The sequence below is a fragment of the Bartonella sp. AC10YNML genome, assembly GCF_042196825.1.
GTDB lineage: Bacteria > Pseudomonadota > Alphaproteobacteria > Rhizobiales > Rhizobiaceae > Bartonella.
Map to the genome: position 1 here is coordinate 109,483 of NZ_JBHIRA010000002.1, position 18,238 is coordinate 127,720.

16 protein-coding genes are annotated in these 18,238 nt (G+C 37.9%); 4 read left to right on the plus strand and 12 right to left on the minus strand.

Annotation, left to right across the window (positions count from 1 at the left end):
• Positions 1-8: 8 nt before the first annotated feature.
• The 9 genes from recO to rpoZ all read right to left on the minus strand — a co-directional run bounded on the left by recO (position 9) and on the right by rpoZ (position 7,705).
• Positions 9-755, minus strand: a complete 747-nt coding sequence (recO, locus tag ACFINA_RS01645; RefSeq protein ID WP_375610149.1) for a DNA repair protein RecO — start codon at positions 753-755, stop codon at positions 9-11.
• Positions 756-780: 25 nt separating this feature from the next.
• Positions 781-1,686, minus strand: a complete 906-nt coding sequence (era, locus tag ACFINA_RS01650) for a GTPase Era (protein ID WP_012754937.1) — start codon at positions 1,684-1,686, stop codon at positions 781-783.
• Entirely contained in the window at positions 1,679-2,386 is a 708-nt protein-coding gene (gene rnc, locus ACFINA_RS01655; protein WP_375606306.1) for a ribonuclease III, read from the minus strand. Before rnc ends, era begins: the two co-directional genes overlap by 8 nt.
• Complete coding sequence (lepB, locus tag ACFINA_RS01660) at positions 2,367-3,179, minus strand: signal peptidase I (RefSeq protein WP_375606307.1); 813 nt, start codon at positions 3,177-3,179, stop codon at positions 2,367-2,369. Before lepB ends, rnc begins: the two co-directional genes overlap by 20 nt.
• 78 nt (positions 3,180-3,257) lie before the next feature.
• Positions 3,258-3,659, minus strand: a complete 402-nt coding sequence (gene acpS, locus ACFINA_RS01665) for a holo-ACP synthase (protein WP_375606308.1) — start codon at positions 3,657-3,659, stop codon at positions 3,258-3,260.
• 20 nt (positions 3,660-3,679) lie between these two features.
• On the minus strand, positions 3,680-4,270 hold the full coding sequence (locus tag ACFINA_RS01670) for a DUF2062 domain-containing protein (protein ID WP_375606309.1): 591 nt from the start codon (positions 4,268-4,270) through the stop codon (positions 3,680-3,682).
• A gap of 91 nt (positions 4,271-4,361) precedes the next feature.
• The gene (gene pyrE, locus ACFINA_RS01675) at positions 4,362-4,940 is read right to left on the minus strand and encodes an orotate phosphoribosyltransferase (RefSeq protein ID WP_375606473.1); all 579 of its coding nucleotides are present in this window, start codon (positions 4,938-4,940) and stop codon (positions 4,362-4,364) included.
• 16 nt (positions 4,941-4,956) lie between these two features.
• On the minus strand, positions 4,957-7,179 hold the full coding sequence (locus ACFINA_RS01680; RefSeq protein WP_375606310.1) for a RelA/SpoT family protein: 2,223 nt from the start codon (positions 7,177-7,179) through the stop codon (positions 4,957-4,959).
• Between the two features lie 127 nt (positions 7,180-7,306).
• Positions 7,307-7,705 (minus strand): DNA-directed RNA polymerase subunit omega, encoded by a 399-nt coding sequence (gene rpoZ / locus ACFINA_RS01685; protein WP_273791104.1) that lies wholly within the window; start codon positions 7,703-7,705, stop codon positions 7,307-7,309.
• 569 nt (positions 7,706-8,274) lie between these two features.
• Between rpoZ and ACFINA_RS01690 the strand changes: the two genes are divergently transcribed.
• On the plus strand, positions 8,275-8,943 hold the full coding sequence (locus tag ACFINA_RS01690; RefSeq protein ID WP_375606474.1) for a uracil-DNA glycosylase: 669 nt from the start codon (positions 8,275-8,277) through the stop codon (positions 8,941-8,943).
• A 48-nt stretch (positions 8,944-8,991) separates the two neighbouring features.
• Here the strand turns inward: ACFINA_RS01690 and smpB are convergent, their stop codons facing one another.
• Together smpB and dapA are read right to left on the minus strand one after the other, a co-directional pair.
• Positions 8,992-9,468, minus strand: a complete 477-nt coding sequence (smpB, locus tag ACFINA_RS01695; RefSeq protein ID WP_012231306.1) for an SsrA-binding protein SmpB — start codon at positions 9,466-9,468, stop codon at positions 8,992-8,994.
• 18 nt (positions 9,469-9,486) lie between these two features.
• Positions 9,487-10,371, minus strand: coding sequence for a 4-hydroxy-tetrahydrodipicolinate synthase (dapA, locus tag ACFINA_RS01700; protein ID WP_375606311.1), 885 nt, complete (start codon positions 10,369-10,371; stop codon positions 9,487-9,489).
• 253 nt (positions 10,372-10,624) lie between these two features.
• On the opposite strand from dapA, the gene ACFINA_RS01705 reads away from it, so the two are divergent.
• Positions 10,625-12,718 (plus strand): lytic transglycosylase domain-containing protein, encoded by a 2,094-nt coding sequence (locus ACFINA_RS01705; RefSeq protein WP_375614968.1) that lies wholly within the window; start codon positions 10,625-10,627, stop codon positions 12,716-12,718.
• A gap of 1,015 nt (positions 12,719-13,733) precedes the next feature.
• Here ACFINA_RS01705 and ACFINA_RS01710 read toward each other — a convergent pair.
• Positions 13,734-14,504 carry an energy transducer TonB gene (locus tag ACFINA_RS01710; RefSeq protein ID WP_375614999.1) on the minus strand — a complete coding sequence of 257 codons (771 nt, stop codon included), beginning with the start codon at positions 14,502-14,504 and terminating at the stop codon, positions 13,734-13,736.
• 243 nt (positions 14,505-14,747) lie between these two features.
• On the opposite strand from ACFINA_RS01710, the gene ACFINA_RS01715 reads away from it, so the two are divergent.
• Both ACFINA_RS01715 and ACFINA_RS01720 read left to right on the plus strand, forming a co-directional pair.
• Positions 14,748-16,925, plus strand: a complete 2,178-nt coding sequence (locus tag ACFINA_RS01715) for a TonB-dependent hemoglobin/transferrin/lactoferrin family receptor (RefSeq protein ID WP_375614969.1) — start codon at positions 14,748-14,750, stop codon at positions 16,923-16,925.
• Positions 16,926-17,188: 263 nt separating this feature from the next.
• Positions 17,189-18,232 (plus strand): hemin-degrading factor, encoded by a 1,044-nt coding sequence (locus tag ACFINA_RS01720; protein ID WP_375606314.1) that lies wholly within the window; start codon positions 17,189-17,191, stop codon positions 18,230-18,232.
• Positions 18,233-18,238: the final 6 nt, after the last annotated feature.

Genomic DNA, 18,238 nt, shown 5'->3' on the forward strand with positions numbered 1-18,238 from the left:
TCATCAGATCAACAAATTAATGCCTGTACACCAAATTGGCGCTCAAACAATTGTATCAAATTCATGCGCACTGACGGCTGCTTTATATCTCGTGGCTCCCAGACATGACGCATAAGAAAAAAACCCGTCAGTATAAAACCATTTATTATGTCACTAAAATCAGCAGGACGAGTCATTCTTTGTACAAGAAATTGTGGTAGAATGAGAAGCTTTTTTTTCCAAGGTTCTCCTGCTTCTTCACAGACAGCCCGACCAGATTTTGGTGATACGTAATGAAGCCTTTCCTGACGACCTGTTGCAGCACAACAAGATAAATCAAGACCAAAACCAAGTTCTTCAAGAAGCCGCATTTCAAAACGTACAAGCAATTCTGCATTGATAAATGGTTCATCAAAATTCTGCATAAAAAGGTGTAAAATATCATATAAAATGGGGTGCGGATCACGTTCGGGAAGAAGCCGCAAATGAAAAGCTATCAATTGCAAAGCATAAAGTGCTTCTGGTAGACAGATTAATCGTGCCGCATGTAAATCAAGAGCTTCAAGCCGAAAAAGTCCCAAATGTTCGTCTAAACGAGCCCACCATTCAGCCTCCACAAAATTTCCAGGTTGAAGAAGAGCAGCCATGCGACGCGAGCGCCCCCCTTTTACCACTCCCATATAACGACCATGTTCACGTGTCATAATCTCAAGAATAACACTTGTTTCACCATATTGGCGTGTACCAAGTATAACGGCTTGTTCTTTCCACTTCATTTTACTTTAATTATTTTTAAAAATCTTATTTTAAAAAATCCAATCCCATTTCACGATAACGTTCTGGATCGGTATCCCAATTATCGCGCACTTTCACAAAGAGAAAAAGATGAACCTTTTGATCCATAATTTCCATGAGTTCTTTACGTGCTGCTTGACCAATCGCTTTAATTGTATCGCCTTTTGCTCCTAAGACAATTTTTTTCTGACTCTCACGCTCGACATAAATAACTTGATTAATTTTAACGGAACCATCTGAACGCTCTTCCCAGTTTTCTGTTTCAACCGTTGAGGAATAAGGAAGTTCATCATGAAGACGAAGAAAAAGTTTTTCACGCGTAATTTCAGCAGCAAGATGACGCATGGGCATATCAGAAATTTGATCTTCTGGATAATACCATGGCCCTTCCTGCATCATGTTACTCAGCGCATGAAGTAAATCCTTGCAACCAGAACCGTTTAGAGCAGAAATCATAAATGTTTGCGCAAACTTTACACGTTCATTTATTTTAGTGGTTAACGCTAGAAGAGATGATTTAACAACTGTATCAACCTTATTAAGAACAAGAACTTTTTCTTGTTTCATATTGTTCACAATATCTAACATCATATCAACTTCATCCGAAAGACCACTTTGAGCGTCAATTAAAACAAGCAGAACATCAGCGCTCTTAGCCCCTCCCCAAGCAGCAGAGACCATGGCTCGTTCTAAGCGCTTATGGGGACGAAAAACACCCGGTGTATCGACCAACACAATTTGCACATCATCATGAATGACAATACCGCGGATTAAAGTTCGTGTTGTTTGTACTTTATGTGTTACAATTGAAACCTTTGTTCCAACCAATTGATTAACCAGTGTCGATTTACCGGCATTAGGCATCCCAATAAGCACAACAAATCCAGAACGCGTTTTCATAACGTCACTCATGATCATTTTTTCCCACTGTTTTCCATACACCCTCTCGTCGCAAAATTTTTTCAGCTGCCATTCTTTCAGCATATCTTTTGGAGCTTCCCTGCCCAATCTCTGAAGCAAAACCAGCAATATTTACCTCTACCATAAAAACAGGATCGTGATCTGGACCTGAACGTTTTATAACCTGATAATGTGGTTGTGCATTGCCTTGGATATGCGCCCATTCCTGTAATTCTGTCTTGGCATCACGTCGACCAGCATCCATTTTCTTTGCCCGACTTTGCCAATATTTTTGAATAAAAGGGCGAACGCTTTCCAATCCTCCATCGAGATATATCACAGCAATTAAAGCTTCCACGACATCTGCATGCATATTGATGAGTCGACGCTCTTCGAAATTTTTCATCTCAAAACCAACGTGGATCATGTCAGGAAGCTTCATTTCGCGCGCAATATCAGCACATGTCTGTGCATTGACCAAATGATTCAAACGGACTGATAATTCACCTTCACTTGCCTGAGGAAAAAGTTGATACAGCATTTCTGCAATCAAAAGCCCTAAAACCCGATCCCCTAGAAATTCTAGCCGTTCATAATTTCCTTGTTCCGAATCTTGTACACTCGAGTGTGTTAATGCCTTCTTTAATCTCTCTTCATCTTTAAAACGATGTCCCGTCAGCTTGACAAGCTGATCAATCATTAGACGTTTCATCGTTGTTTCCTTGCTTGATAAGCGGCAAATCATGAACCGTATTTATGAAAGAAAACAAACGCTTCCAACGCACATCAAATGGCCAACGCCAAATCTGCCAAGCACTTGAACCATTACTGATAGAAAAGAAAATCACGCTCGCGCGACCAATAAGATTTTCTTCTGGAACATAGCCTACATCCAAACGACTATCATCTGAATTGTCGCGGTTATCTCCCATCATAAAATAATGTCCTTGAGGAACTTCAAAGACTTCTGTATCGTCAACTTTGGGGATGAAAGCTAAATCAAGTGTATCATAGCTAACACCGTTAGGCATTGTCTCGCGATAAACCTCAACAGGATAGTTCACTTCTGTTATATCAGAATTATCAATCTCCCCCATAAAGTGACGTGAAACAGCCTCATCATTAATATAAAGGACACTTTGACGGACTTGTATACGATCACCCGGTAGCCCAACGACGCGTTTTATATAATCAATCTTCGGATTACTTGGTAAGCGAAAAACGACCACATCTCCACGTTGAGGTTGAGATGCCCAAATCCGTCCAGAAAAAAGAGGAGGAGAAAAGGGGATGGAAAAACGAGAATACCCATATGCATACTTAGAAACAAACAGATAATCTCCCACCAACAAAGTAGGACGCATTGAACCGGAAGGAATACTAAACGGCTGGAAAAAAAGTGTCCGAATAAACGCTGCTAAAAGCAAAGCCTGTATTAAAACAGAAATAAATTCAAGAAGCCCACCTTTTTTTTCTTTTTTATGCACTTTATCTTTTGGGATCATCACCAACTGCCTTCTCATCACAGATATAATTTTTTCATCATAATATTCAAATAACAAAAGCACAATCTCTCACGCCATCTATCCACGTGGAAGTGCTTCGATAATAATAAATGCCTGTGCCCAAGGAAAATCATCTGTTATGCTAAGATGAATAACTGCATCATGATGAGGAGGTAATAACTTTTGAAGTTGCATTTGCGCACGATTTGTTAATTGCATTATTGGTTTACCAGATGGCAAATTAACTACCCCCATGTCTTTCCAATTGATACCACAAGCGATTCCCGTTCCTAAGGCTTTAGCACATGCTTCTTTCGCAGCAAATCTTTTTGCATAGGAAGAGGAGCTTTTTTTGAGATTTTCAGATCTATTTCTTTCAATATCCGTAAAAATCCGTTGGATAAAACGCTCACCATAACGAACCAACATTTTCTCAATACGTCGTATATCAACCAGATCATTTCCAAGACCAATAATCATAAGATATTACCCGATCTGTCCTACGATGAGCGCTTCTTTAAACGCCTTTTTTTTATAATCTTTTGATATCGCTTTTGTTTAAAACGAACCGTTGCTCTGTAAACACCTATATAAGATAAACCACCAAAAACAATACCTAAAAGAGTTCCCCCTAAAATCATAGGACTCATAATTGTGTCCCATGCGCCTTTAAAGAGGAGAGAGAGATTTGACAATGTCAAACCATTAAATAGAGCACGAATTTGCGAAAGAGAAATCTCTTTGACATCGCTAAAAAGTGATAAACAAAAATACCCTACTTTATAATCAGCCATGACAATCAATAAAAATGTGAGTGGATTAGAAAAAATCGTCCCAATGATTGCGGCAGCAAAGTTTGCACGCAAAAGCCAAGAAAAAAATATTGCCAAAATAATATGCAGCCCAAAGAAAGGGGAACACGCTAAAAAAACGCCAACAGCAACCCCTAATGCTACTTCATGCGGTGTTGCTGATATACGCAAAATACGTTTATGTATGTAGCAAAATGAGCGAGAAAATGAACGACGTGGCCATAACCAAAGTCGAATACGCGTTACAAAATCTATTGGTTCTCGACGACGAAAAAGCATATGACTCTCAATATACATCTTTTGATGATGAAATAATCTATATCATCCAAATTAATCTTTTTAAGCTTTTGCACAAAAAATAGAACGACAATTAAATATTTCGACTGCCTGGTTTAATCGCGGGAAGAACAGAAAGATCTGCAGGAAGTGCATCACTAGCATAAGAGGTTATCTCGTATTCAGCAAGCGCAATCAATGGAACTCCAACATTGACCTTACCACCAGAACGATCAAGGATACATGCACTGGCCAATACCTCTGCTCCTGCTGCAACAAGTGCTTCAACAGTCTCTCGAATGGAAAGACCCGTTGTTACAATATCTTCAACAATAACAACCCGTGCACCCTTCTTGATTTCAAAACGACGCAATTCAAAGATGCCATTTACACGCTCTACCCAAAGAGAAGGAACACCAAGGTGACGTGAAGTCTCATAGGAAGGGATAAGACCGCCAATTGCGGGACCAACGACATAATCAATTGATTCCTTGATAGATTCTTTTATTTTTTCAGCCAATCCACGACAGAGCTTTTCCGTCAAATTAGCATGCATGAATACTTTCGCCTTTTGCATATAAGTCGCACTATGGCGCCCCGATGTTAAAATAAAATGCCCTTCTAGAATAGCATCTGCTTGTTTAAAAATATCAATGACATCTTGTGTATTCATTGCAAAATCTTTCTTTTTATCCATGAACCCGCCGTACTGTACTTACTGAACCTGCCTTTTTTAACTGAGAAAAAATACGATTCAAATGTTTTAAATCCCACACTTCCAAATCAATCATAATTTCTGTAAAATCTGGTGCTGTACGGATAAAAGATAAATTTTGGATATTGGCATCGTTAGCAGAAATTATTTGTGTAATTTCAGCCAAAGAACCAGGACTATTTACAACTAAAATATTCATCCGTGCAGGAAAACGTTCATTCATTTGGGCATCAATATCCCAGCGGACATCAATCCATCGTTCTGGCTGATCATCATACGCCATCAAAGCTGAAGATTGTATTGGATAAATAACAATTCCAGCCCCTGGCTGCATAATACCAACAATCCGATCTCCAGGCACAGCTCCTTCTGGTGAAAAGCGTACAGGAATATCTCCACGAGTTCCTCGAATAGGTAATGCTTTAGATTGATGATTTTCAACCATTGTATCCTTTTCATTTTCTGGAACTTTAAAAATCATCCCTTGAGCATTTTCAATATTAAACCACCCTTCTTCCCCAGGCTTAAAAGAGGGCTTTTGTACGACACGCTCTTGATAATCAGGATAAACTGCTTTAATCACATCAGCGGAAAACAGCTCTCCACGCCCAACAGCAGCCAATACATCCTCTACATCTTTACGTGCTAAACGTGGCAAAACTTTCTTCAAAAGGTCTTTTGAAAATTGCTTTCCCATATATTCAAATGAACGCTCGAGAATACGATATCCTAAACCCGAATATTGTTTACGTACTGCTGCACGACTTGCTCGTCGAATAGCTGAACGTGCTTTACCTGTGACAACAAGAAATTCCCATGCTGCTGGCGGAATTTGAGCGTGTGAGCGAATAATATCAACCTCATCACCATTTTTTAATTTGGTCATTAAAGGCATAATACGACCATTGATTTTTACACCTACACAAGAATCACCGATATCTGTATGGACGGCATAAGCAAAATCAATAGGCGTAGCTCCTTTAGGAAAAGCAATTAATCGACCTTTCGGCGTAAAACAAAAAACTTGGTCTTGAAAAAGCTCAAGTTTTGTATGTTCTAAAAACTCTTCTGGATTATCTCCATCAGACAAAGATTGTATCGTTTGACGCAACCATGCATAGGCATTCGTTTCACTTGATAACTTCACAGTCGAATAATTGGAACCGTGCTCTTTATATATGGAATGAGCAGCAACCCCATATTCAGCAACTTCATCCATAGCAGCCGTTCTAATTTGCAACTCAACACGTTGTCTTGAAGGACCAACAATTGTTGTATGAATAGAACGATAATCATTTTGCTTTGGTATAGAGATATAATCTTTAAAACGACCAGGAACCATTGGCCATGTCGTATGAATGACACCAAGAGCACGATAACAATCATTCACGGACTCAACAATCACACGAAATCCAAAAATATCCGATAATTGTTCAAAAGATAATGCTTTACTTTCCATTTTGCGAAAGACTGAATAAGATTTTTTCTGACGGCTTTTAACATCTGCTTTAATGCCATGCTCGAAAAAAAGTTTTGTCAATTCATTTTCAATTGTGGAAAGCAAATCACGGTTGTGTTTCAATAATTCAGAAAGTCGATTGGTAATCGTACGATAACCTTCTGGATTTAAATAAAAGAAAGAGAGATCCTCTAACTCCTCACGCATATCCTGCATACCCATACGGCCTGCAAGTGGCGCATAGATATCCATCGTCTCCTCAGCAATTCGCCGACGTTTATCATCACGCATAACACCAAGGGTACGCATATTATGAAGACGATCAGCAAGTTTGACTAAAAGAACACGAACATCATCAGAAATAGCAATAAGAAGTTTACGAAGATTTTCTGCTTGTACGGCTTTCTTTGATACAAGATCAAGCTTATTAAGCTTTGTAAGCCCTTCAACCAACTTTCCAATTTCAGAACCAAAAATCTGATCAATTTCTGCTCGTGTAGCGCTTGTATCTTCAATTGTATCATGCAAAAGAGCAACAGCAATCGTTGCCTCGTCCAACCGCATATCTGTCAAAATAGCAGCAACTTCTAAAGGATGAGAAAAATAAAGATCACCTGATGCACGCTTTTGATGTGCATGCTTTTTCATTGCATAATCATAGGCCCTGTTTAAAAGAGCCTCATCTACGTCAGACTTGTAACGTTGAACACGTCCAACAAGCTCACACTGACGCATCATACGAGCATATCCTTTATCTTTTCACACCTCTAATCTTTATTGAACATGTCCTATCAAAAAAGACAAGAAAAATAATTGCTCCTTACATGACAAGGTATCTTTACTCCTGTAACATAAATTGCTGCAATTAGTAATCGTCACTTTTTTCTGGAACAACCAAACCTTCAATACCCGCTAAAAGCTCTTCTTCTGACATATGATCAAATGAAGTACCTTCTTCTTGCGACGACGTATTAAAAACACTTTCAGCTTCACCTGAATGGGTAATAAATTCACTTGCCATTTCTGGCTCATCTACTTCCACATGTTTTTGCAGCGAATGAATAAGGTCTTCCTTTAAATCAGCAGGCGACAATGTTTCTTCTGCTATTTCACGTAAAGCAACAACTGGATTTTTATCATTATCGCGATCAACCGTAATCTGCGCTCCTTGTGAAATCTGACGCGCCCGATGACCTGCTAAAAGTACCAACTCAAAGCGGTTGTCAACTTTATCAATACAATCTTCTACCGTTACGCGGGCCATTTATGCCTCTTTCTCAAATAAAAAAATTTAATAGCGGATAAAGTAGTATATACAATAATCAAAATAAAACACAAGAAAAACAACACAAACTTTTATATTTTTTAATTAAAGAACTTATTTAAAAAAATCTTGGAAAATTTATAAAAATGTATAACCTATTCATGCTCGTTATCAAAATTTCTTTTAAAAGCATTCCAATAGATTGACTTCAAACAAAGGGAGATCTTTCTTGACAGAATACTTGTCTGGAGTCCTTATCCTTTTAAAAGGAATACCTGCTGTTTAAACCCTTTGCAATAACAGCAGCCTTATACATACTTTTTATGATAATATCTTTATCTAAAGAGAGAACTTTTTTCTTTGAACATCATGTGTATTGCACTCTTATTCATCGAATAAATTACTGAAAGATGACCTATCCTTACACAATAATGAGCAATAAGTTTATATTAAACTTTCTTCTAAAAAAGTTTATTTATATTCATTATAGATTGTTTATCAAACCATAACCCGTCATATACGCTATAAAAGACTCAAAAAAAATAGAAAAACGATTAATGCCTAACACCATGAATAGCCAATTAACATCGCTTTGCCCAGAACCACCCCCAAATTGCAATTTATGTCCTAGGCTCCATCAATTTATCGCTGGCTGGCGTGTAAAAGAACCAAGTTGGTATAATGCACCGGTGCGCCCATTCTTTCCTTATAAAGGGCCAGACACAACACGCCTTCTTATTGTTGGGCTTGCCCCTGGATTACGCGGAGCAAATCGAACTGGACGTCCATTTACTGGTGATTATGCTGGGCACTTACTTTATTCAACTTTAAAAAAGTTTGGTTTTGCCCAAGGAACCTTTGAAGAAAGAGCAGACGATACTCTTGAACTTATTGATGCAGCAATTGTTAACTCTGTTCGTTGTGTTCCACCAGAAAATAAACCCACCGGTGCAGAAATTAACACGTGCCGCTATTTCTTCTCTCCTCTTTTAACAAATCTTCCCAAACTTAAAGCCGTTATTACCTTAGGCACCATTGCGCACCATTCAACAATACGTGCCCTTAATGCAAAAGTTTTAGCTCACCCTTTTGGACATGGCGAAATCAATAATATCGGTAGATTACGCATCTTTTCAAGCTATCACTGTTCTCGTTATAATACGAATACTGGCCGCTTAACAGACGCTATGTTTCACCAAATTTTTCAAGCAGTAAAAACATACTTAGATCAATGCTAAAACTGTTTTAAATAGCGCTATAAATAAAGGATATCTAAATCGCATCCGTCATCCATATCTTTTTAAAAGTCTTGCTTTTTCACGTCCCCAATCGCGTTTTTTTTCCGTTTCGCGCTTATCATGAAGCTTTTTCCCTCGCGCTAGAGCGATCTCCAACTTAACGCGCCCTCGTTCATTAAAATAAAGTTTGAGAGGAACAAGTGTCATTCCTTCACGAGACGTTGCATTAAAAAAACGTGCCATCTCACGTTTTGAAAGTAATAATTTGCGCAAACGTCGTGGTTCATGATTAAAACGATTAGCCTGCGTATATTCAGGAATATAGCTGTTTACTAACCATAATTCCCCATTCTCAAAACTCGCATAGCTTTCAGCAATATTAGCATGATTGGAACGTAAGGACTTCACTTCCGCTCCCTGAAGGACAAGACCAGCCTCGAGATTATTAAGGATTTCAAAATTAAAACGTGCTTTACGATTGTCAGCAATTATTTTCCGTACGGGCGCGTTCTTTTTTTTATTCATGACTTTTTCAATATCATTTTATGCTTTTAAAAGACCAGCATGGCTGAGGGCTACATCAATAACCTTCTTTGTGCTCTCTGTTAATGGAACAATCGGAGAACGTACAGTCTCACCACAAAGCCCCAATTTTGTAGCAGCATATTTAATCCCTGCTGGGCTAGGTTCAATAAACACAGCACGATTGAGAGGCATGAGGCGATCATTTAATTCTCGTGCTGTTTTATAATCACCACGAAAACACGCAGCTTGAAGCTCTGCACAAAGCTTTGGAGCAACATTCGAGGAAACCGAAATACACCCCATACCTCCATGTGCATTAAATCCTAACGCTGTACAATCATCACCGGAAAGCTGCATAAAATCCTTGCCACACTTTTCACGTTGCTCACTAACGCGCTCAATTCTGCTCGTCGCATCCTTAACACCAACGATATTTTTAAAATCTTGATAAAGATCTCTCATCGTTTCCACGGCCATATCGATAATAGAACGACCAGGGATATTATAAATTATAATCGGAATAGAAACAGCTTTGGCAATAGAAGAAAAATGCTTGTATAAACCAGATTGATTTGGTTTGTTGTAATAAGGAGTGACAACCAAAACTGCATCTGCACCAGCCTTTTCTGCATATTGTGCAAGCTCTATAGCCTCACTTGTGCTATTTGATCCCGCTCCCGCAATAACAGGAACACGCTTTGCGACCTGCTTGACACACAATTCTATAATTCGCCTATGTTCTTCATGACTTAAAGTTGCTGATTCACCTGTTGTCCCAACAGGGCTTACACCATTAATCCCTTGTGTAATCTGCCATTCAACAAAATCACAAAATGCCTTCTCATCAATTGCGCCCTTGTTATCAAACGGGGTGATAAGCGCAGTTATAGCTCCCTTGAGCATGATAAACTCCCTATAATGTTTGCTTTTATTTTTTTATAATCGCCTTTTATAAATTTTAAATAGAGCATAATCTTGCTCTATCATTGAAGCAAGATGAATTTCAAAAAAAGCCCTCATAAGATGAAAATGGACCTCCTTAAATGTTGAACATTTCTTTAAAACAAACCGTCTATATTAACGCGTTTTTCACGCTTGTGTTCTAAAAAACCTTAAGTTTTTTTTACAAAAAGCAAGGTCTCAAGGTCTTTTCTCTATGCGTGTATTTTCCACCTCTCTTTTCGTATCAACCTTTACTGCACTTATACTGGCAATAAGAATTTTATTTTCAAGTGCACTTGCACAAACACCGCTTTTACATGGGAAAGTACCAATCCCTTCGACACGTCCTACCCCCATTGCCATAAAACAAGAAGCTCAAGAACCTCTTCAACAGAGACACACGACATCGTACAATACCGTGACACTCAAACAACTAAAAGCTGGATTAGATGCCCTTGCAAATAACAATATTGCAAAAACAATAAATCTTCGTAATTCAATGGAAAAACATAGCCTTGATCGTTATATTTTGACATGGGCGCTAGGACTATCAAAGCAAAATAATATACCAAGCTCTGAAATATCTAATGCAATTAACATGCTAAAAGGATGGCCTGGTATAGAAACGATGCAACGCAATGCTGAACGTGCTTTTCTTAACGAAACCAATATCACACACGCCATTATCCAAAAATTTTCTCATCATCCCCCCCTTACAGCACAAGGCATGGCTCTCTTTGCTAAAGCACTCATTGCAACGGGACAAATCACCCGTGCTCAACACATTATTGCACCATGGTGGCATAAAACACGGCTTAATGCACAAGAAGAAGTATTTGTTCTTAAAAATGCAAGTGCTGCCTTAAAACCTATTGATCATTTAAAACGCATGCAGTTTATGTTGTATGCACATCGTTTTGATTCAGCGGCACGCGTTGCAAAATTAGCCCATGCTCAATCTCTTTTTGATGCTTTTGTAGCGGTTGAAAAAAATGATCCTAGCGCAACACAAAAATTAAAAGCTTTAGAAAGAGTATGGAAAAAAGATCCTCTCTTCCAGTTTGCTCGAATGCGCCATCTGCGGCGAACAGAACAATATGATGCAGCCGCAACACTCATGATGAAAACATCACAAGATGCATTCCATCTTATGAACCCTCAATCATTGTGGAAAGAGCAACGCGCCCTTTCTCGTGAAATGCTTGATTTAAACAAACCCCAAATAGCTTATCAACTCGTTGCAAGGCACACTGGTATGACATCTGCATTAGCCGTCGATGCTGAATTTCACGCAGGATGGTATGCACTACGGTTTCTTCATAACCCTAAGTTGGCAATGCAACATTTTTCACGCATTCCTCAACTCTCCTCTTTACCTTTTGCTGCATCACGTGGATATTACTGGATGGGACGAACAGCAGAAACGCTAGGAGAACATAAAAATGCCCAGCTGTACTTTCATCGCGCCGCTCATTTTGGCGCAACGTATTATGGTCAATTAGCCGCTGCGCGACTCAACCAAAAAAAAATTAATATCTCTCTTCCTAAACCAACAATCGCTGAGCGACAACATTTTAGTGCACGAAAAGCGATCAAAGCAATTCAACGTCTTGAAGAAGCTGGATATGCTGAGTTTGCTAAAGTTTTTTATAGAGAACTCGGAAAAAAAATAGAAAGCCCCGGTGAATTAGCTCTTCTGGCTGTTATGGCAGAAAAAAATGGTGACTATTATACCAGCCTCAGAATCGGAAAAATGGCTGCTTTCCTAGGAAAAAATGTTGGAGCACTCTCTCATCCTCTGGGAGCTATACCAGACTCTGCTCATATTTCTGTAGAAGAAAAATCGCTTATCTATGCCATTGCACACAAAGAAAGCGAATTTAATCCAACAGCCATATCACAAGCAGGTGCACAAGGGATACTCCAATTGCTTCCTACAACTGCAGAAGCACTAGCAAAAAAATACTCAATCGCATGGTCTCCTAAAAGATTTAGCAGTGATGCGCGTTATAATGTGACATTAGGCGCCCATTTTCTCAATGAACAATTGGAACGTTTTAATGGATCCTATATACTAACTCTTATTGGCTATAATGCGGGCCCCCGCCGTGTCAATGAATGGATCAAGCGCTATGGCGATCCTCGAGGACAACCTCTCAATAACGTCATCGATTGGATTGAACGTATCCCTTATACAGAAACACGGAATTACGTGATGTGTGTCATGGAAAATTACGGTGTTTACAAAGCGAGACTCACTGGGAAAATAGATATAAAAACCGACTTGCTTTCTGGTCGACGGAAATAATATGCCTGAACTTCCCAAGTAGCATTTGAAAGGGTTCATAAGAAGTGTTTTTATTCCTTTTTAAATAGTACCCACATACCAACCTTCTTAGGACGTATAAGAAAGTAATTTTAATTGATTCAGTATTCATAAATTCGAAATGAGAAAACCCTATACTATTTGGGTCTTTTATTTCAAATACAAAATGATGAATTATCATTATAAATCAACAGGTAGTACAAATAATTCATTTCTTCTCAACATAGATGACAATATCATAGAGATTACAAATATAAGAGAAGAGTGAAACAAATAGCTCATCCTTTTACTGTTGCTTATTAGTCAATATTCAAATCTTGTGAAACAGCTTATTTTAAGACTATTTTTTCTGCTTACAATATTTCTATACCCAATAGGGGCGCATTATTGTGTATATCGTTTGGGTTATCTCTGATAACAGAAAGAGAGACTCATTGAGTTAGAAAGCCTTAAAGACAAACAATTCTCTTCTGCCCCTTCCCTTTTCATTCGGTTTTACGACTTTTAAATATGTCAATATCTTTTAATAATGAAGATGAAGCTTTGCTTTTTTCTCATTTTTACATATAAGCTCACATCCTTTACACAAAACAGAGCATCCCCAAATAGTATGTTTTTCTTATTTATATTATTGTTTTATTTTAATGTTTCTAAGTCCATTTCACAACGGTGTATCTGAAAAGTACTTACGAAAATCTTCTCACGAATGGTATAAAAATCGATTAGACCTTTAATTAATAAAAGCTATAGCTCCATCATCCCTTAACTCCCAATGTTGCAAAAGCCCTTTCATTTAGAGCACTCATAAGAAGTATGTTCACTGCTTTTTAGAAGTTTTTTGTCCATGCTCCTCCTCAACTTGTATCATAAGTAAGCGGATGGTTTTGATTGATTCAACATCAAAAAAATTCGAATAAATTATATTTTAACTTTCATCAAAATTATAAACAATCATTATAAATCAATATATTATAAGAAAATCGCCCCGTATAAAAAATCAGCTAAATATTAGGGATACTCTAATTGTTTTATTCACTTTTGATGGTGGTGGTGGTGGAAAAGAACCAACGCGTCGAAGGGCTGCCATCGCTAATCGATCAAGTTCTGGATCTCCAGCAGAAACAACGACACGACTAGAAAAAATACTCCCCTGCTCATGCACCATAAATTCTAACTTCACCGTTCCTTTTGTACGATTGGTGCGCTGTCCCACAATATAATTTTTTTGCCTTTCTAATTGTGACTGTACCTTTGCTAACCACTCCATTAACAACATATCTTCAAGCCCTGCTGTACCGCCGCCCTTGTTGATGGAAGAAGAACGTACCGCCTTTGCATTGGAGCGCTTTACTACTGCCTTTGGCATCGGTATTGTTTTTTTGATAAACGCTTTATGCTCCACTTTTTGAGGTAGGAGTTCTTCCAAAGGCTTTAAATCATCTTGTTCTACTATATGCTGAGGTTCTTCCGATTGAACTTCATCCACGGATTCCAATCCTTCTGACTCCTGCTCTAGGAGATCAGACTGTAATACTTCTTGCTCTGTATTAATATCCAACTCTCTATGAATATCTGGCAAGTCTGTATCAACATCCGGATATACAGTTTCTTGCACAAAAGTCAGCATAATCTCCGACGAGAGCAAGCCATTACTTATACCAGTACTTTGAAAATAAAACTGTGCTGCCAATAATACATGCAAAAAGAAAGCCCCAATAAATGCACCAATCCAAAGAATTAATAATTGTTTCGTATTTGCAAAATTCATCGTTTTTTCTGCCACTATTTTAAGCTTAATATTGGTGTTCAATCTCATTAAAACAGGCTATTTTGAAATTGCAACTTTTTTCTTGACTGATTTTGTCATGTTTAATATGGTCTTCTAATGATTTTGTGCTGTTGTCAAAATCATTCCTACTTGGCTGGCAAGTTTTAATTAGTGAGTCCAGCTTTTTTGTATTAAAAAAATTTCAAAACAGAGAGGGGATGTTTAAAAGGGTTATGATGTGTTATGCAAATAAGACGAAAAAATATCTATAAAAGCTGTGTAATTTTAAGTGCATTATCGGTTTGTATACCTTCATTTGTTTTTGCACAAAATAAAGATGGAAGTGCTGTCACTGAACTCAAACCAATCCTTATTAAAGGAAAAAAAATAGAAGATGCTTCAAATTCAATAACCATTCTGACTGATCGTAAGACCAACAAGAATATTGATGAAAGACAAATAACTGATGTTTATGATGTGAGTCGTCTTAATCCTTCCGTATCCTATAACTCAGAAAATAACAGTTTCGTTATTCGGGGTTTAGATGCGAACCGTGTTCTTACGACAATGGATGGTATTTCTCTTCCATGGTTTAATGATATATTCCGTGGTGGAGGTGGAAACACAACTTTTGATTTCAATGCTCTTTCTACGTTTGATACTATTCAAGGATCAGATTCTAGTCTTTATGGTTCTGGCGCCTTAGGGGGAATCATTGCGTTGCGTACCCTTGATCCTGAAGACCTGATCGTGGAAGAAAAGAATTGGGGAAGCCTTATAAAAGGTGGTTATAATTCTGTTGATAACAGCTGGCGCATCGATCAAGCTTTTGCTGTGCGTAATTACCGGACATTTTTACTTTTTCAAGGATCTTATGTAGAAGGTCATGAGCGCAAAAATATGGGAACAGTAGAAGGGTATGAGGAACGCACGCGCAAAAACCCTTCTCACTTTGATAAAAATAACTTACTTTTTAAAATTCATCAATATTTGAGTGATAATCACCGCCTTGGTTTTACCGCAGAGCGTTTTGGTCATAAGAGTAACACACATGAATTAAATTCGTCTAAAAGATACGCTCCAGGTTCCGTTTATGAGCAGGATAATAAACTTCGTGAGCGCTTTTCTCTTTCTTATAATTATAATGGTAATGGTGATGCAGTTCTTGATGCGTTTAATGGGCAGCTTTATTGGCAAAGGCAATCAAGTCGTTACGTTATGACAGGCGTTCGTGTTTCAGCCCCCAAAGGGGATTATTTGAGAGATAATTTCTTGCGTAATATCAATTATGGTTTCAATGCTGATGCCCTTAAAAAAGTGGATTTTGGCACTATAAACCATACGTTAAAGTTTGTAATGAATGTTTCGTCATCTAAATTTCATCACTATTTGTTAGGTAAAGACAATTGTCATATAAAAGAATACGCTCGAGGATGTCTTTTTGTTCCTGCTAATCGATCAGATTCGCCAGACACAAATGGTTACAATTTAGGTTTTGTTTTTGAAGATGAAATTGGGTTGGTTGATGATCGTTTTCGTGTAACACCGGGAATCCGGTATGATTGGTACAAATATATTCCTCAGAAAACACCTTCTTATGAGAAAGCTCTGATTTCTGATAAATTCCCTCCAGAAAGAAGTGGTTCACGCTTTTCTCCTAAATTACGCGTGGAGTGGGATGTTCGTAATCAAGTAACGCTCTATGCTCAGTGGGCACAGGCTTTTCGTGCACCACGTATTTCAGAACTTTACGTCTCTTATATCAAACCTTCTGCTTATTACGTGAAAGGGAATCCTGATCTTCAACCAGAAACAAGCAATGGGTATGATGTTGGTTTACGGTATGGAAATGTAAATTTCGGTGGTTCCTTCAATGCCTTTTTTAATCAATATAAGAATTTCATAGATACTGAGGATAGAGGGCCATCAGAGGAATTTAGATTTGCGCGTCGGCATTATATGAATCGTTTTCACGTGCAAATTTTTGGTGTTGAGACAAAAGCCCATTTAGTTCTTAAAAACGGTTTTCATAGCAATGTTGCTCTTGCTTATTCACAAGGAAAAGATCTTGATAAAAAGGAGTATCTTAACTCAATTCCTCCTTTGAAAGCAATTATCGGATTAGGATATGCAAAAGAGGTTTGGGGAAGCGATATTATCCTTACTTTGGCAGCTAAACGTGATAAAGTAGCCGGAGAATCTGATTACCAAAAAATTCCAGGATATCATGTCGTTGATATGACAGGGTGGTGGAAACCATTCGGTGAAACAGGACCTATTCTAAGAGCCGGTGTTTATAATCTTTTCAATACAAAATATTGGAATGTATCTGAACTTCCTTCAGGTAAAAGTTCAACACCAAAAGACTATTATAGCCAGCCTGGTCGTAACTTTAAGGTGTCGTTTGTACAAAAGTTTTAGTCACTTCTGTTAATTATTCGGTCAATAAAATCATATTGATAAAAGGATTAATTATTGTGTTTCTATTTTCAACATCTTTAAAATTACAAAGATTTGGTAGAAAAGTTTTAATTCTTTCTGTTTTATCGTTTTTTGATTGCTCAGCTGTTGGCGATAGAGTGTTATTTTGTGATAGATTGAACTCTTAAAAGAATTTAATTTATTGCCTTGGAATTGTAAAATTTGAAAGTTAGTTTTTGAGTTAAGTAGCATAAGGTAAATTCATGGCACATACAGCTGAAATGATTCTTCGTTTGCGTGAAGAAAAAAAAGAAATGCGAAACCGCGATTTTGCGGTTTCGATTGGTATATCTGAAGCGGAGCTTATTGCGGCTTATTGTACCATTGGAAAAGCAAAAAGGCTACAAACTGATGTTGCTACTCTCTTGGAAAATGCACCTCGACTTGGAACCGTCATGGTCTTAACTCGCAATGAATATGCTGTTCACGAAATAACGGGACGCTTTGAAAAAATTGTTCAAAACGAACATATTCCTATCACACTTGGTGAAATTGATTTGCGTATTTTTACAAAACAATGGAAGTTCGGTTTTGAATATGATGTCGTTATTCTTGGAAAACCTACAAAAAGTCTGCAATTCTTTGATCAACATGGCGTTGCTATCTTAAAGGTCTATTCTAAAGATATGACAAATATGGAAGAGTGGAATAAACTTGTTGAAAAGCTCCTTCTTGAAGATCAGTCTCCTGTTCTTAACATTCTTCCCGTTTCTCTCCCAGCCCAGTGTGACATAACAGAATTGGATATTGAGAGTTTTCGGGACCGTTGGCGGAAAATGACAGATGTACACCAACTTCACAAAATTATTTCCGAATTTAAAATTAATCGACATCATGCTGTAAAATATGTTGGTAATGAATTTGCCGATGAATTACAGGTAAATGCTGTTGAAATAATGCTTAACCAAGTCGCACAACAAGAACTGCCAATCATGTGTTTTGTTGGGAATAAAGGGTGTATTCAAATTTTTAGTGGGACTGTAAAAAATATTAAGCAAATGGGACCTTGGCTTAATGTTCTTGATCCAAGATTTGACCTTCATTTACTCACGTCTGGGATTTCTAGTGTATGGCATGTTCGCAAACCTACCCGTGATGGTTATGTCAGTTCACTTGAAGTTTTCGATAAAGATGATGAGATGGTTATTCAATTTTTTGGCGTACGCAAAGAGGGTCAAAAAGAACGTGAAGATTGGCGTTCTTTATTGAATAGTTTGCCATCATGCCAAGAAAACAGCAGTAACTAAGATAAG

Excerpts from the sequence above, each read along its gene's own strand:
- recO (WP_375610149.1), bottom strand. The coding sequence starts at position 755 with ATGAAGTGGAAAGAACAAGCCGTTATACTTGGTACACGCCAATATGGT.
- era (WP_012754937.1), bottom strand. The coding sequence starts at position 1,686 with ATGAGTGACGTTATGAAAACGCGTTCTGGATTTGTTGTGCTTATTGGG.
- rnc (WP_375606306.1), bottom strand. The coding sequence starts at position 2,386 with ATGAAACGTCTAATGATTGATCAGCTTGTCAAGCTGACGGGACATCGT.
- lepB (WP_375606307.1), bottom strand. The coding sequence starts at position 3,179 with ATGATCCCAAAAGATAAAGTGCATAAAAAAGAAAAAAAAGGTGGGCTT.
- acpS (WP_375606308.1), bottom strand. The coding sequence starts at position 3,659 with ATGATTATTGGTCTTGGAAATGATCTGGTTGATATACGACGTATTGAG.
- ACFINA_RS01670 (WP_375606309.1), bottom strand. The coding sequence starts at position 4,270 with ATGCTTTTTCGTCGTCGAGAACCAATAGATTTTGTAACGCGTATTCGA.
- pyrE (WP_375606473.1), bottom strand. The coding sequence starts at position 4,940 with ATGAATACACAAGATGTCATTGATATTTTTAAACAAGCAGATGCTATT.
- ACFINA_RS01680 (WP_375606310.1), bottom strand. The coding sequence starts at position 7,179 with ATGATGCGTCAGTGTGAGCTTGTTGGACGTGTTCAACGTTACAAGTCT.
- rpoZ (WP_273791104.1), bottom strand. The coding sequence starts at position 7,705 with ATGGCCCGCGTAACGGTAGAAGATTGTATTGATAAAGTTGACAACCGC.
- ACFINA_RS01690 (WP_375606474.1), top strand. The coding sequence starts at position 8,275 with ATGAATAGCCAATTAACATCGCTTTGCCCAGAACCACCCCCAAATTGC.
- smpB (WP_012231306.1), bottom strand. The coding sequence starts at position 9,468 with ATGAATAAAAAAAAGAACGCGCCCGTACGGAAAATAATTGCTGACAAT.
- dapA (WP_375606311.1), bottom strand. The coding sequence starts at position 10,371 with ATGCTCAAGGGAGCTATAACTGCGCTTATCACCCCGTTTGATAACAAG.
- ACFINA_RS01705 (WP_375614968.1), top strand. The coding sequence starts at position 10,625 with ATGCGTGTATTTTCCACCTCTCTTTTCGTATCAACCTTTACTGCACTT.
- ACFINA_RS01710 (WP_375614999.1), bottom strand. The coding sequence starts at position 14,504 with ATGAATTTTGCAAATACGAAACAATTATTAATTCTTTGGATTGGTGCA.
- ACFINA_RS01715 (WP_375614969.1), top strand. The coding sequence starts at position 14,748 with ATGCAAATAAGACGAAAAAATATCTATAAAAGCTGTGTAATTTTAAGT.
- ACFINA_RS01720 (WP_375606314.1), top strand. The coding sequence starts at position 17,189 with ATGGCACATACAGCTGAAATGATTCTTCGTTTGCGTGAAGAAAAAAAA.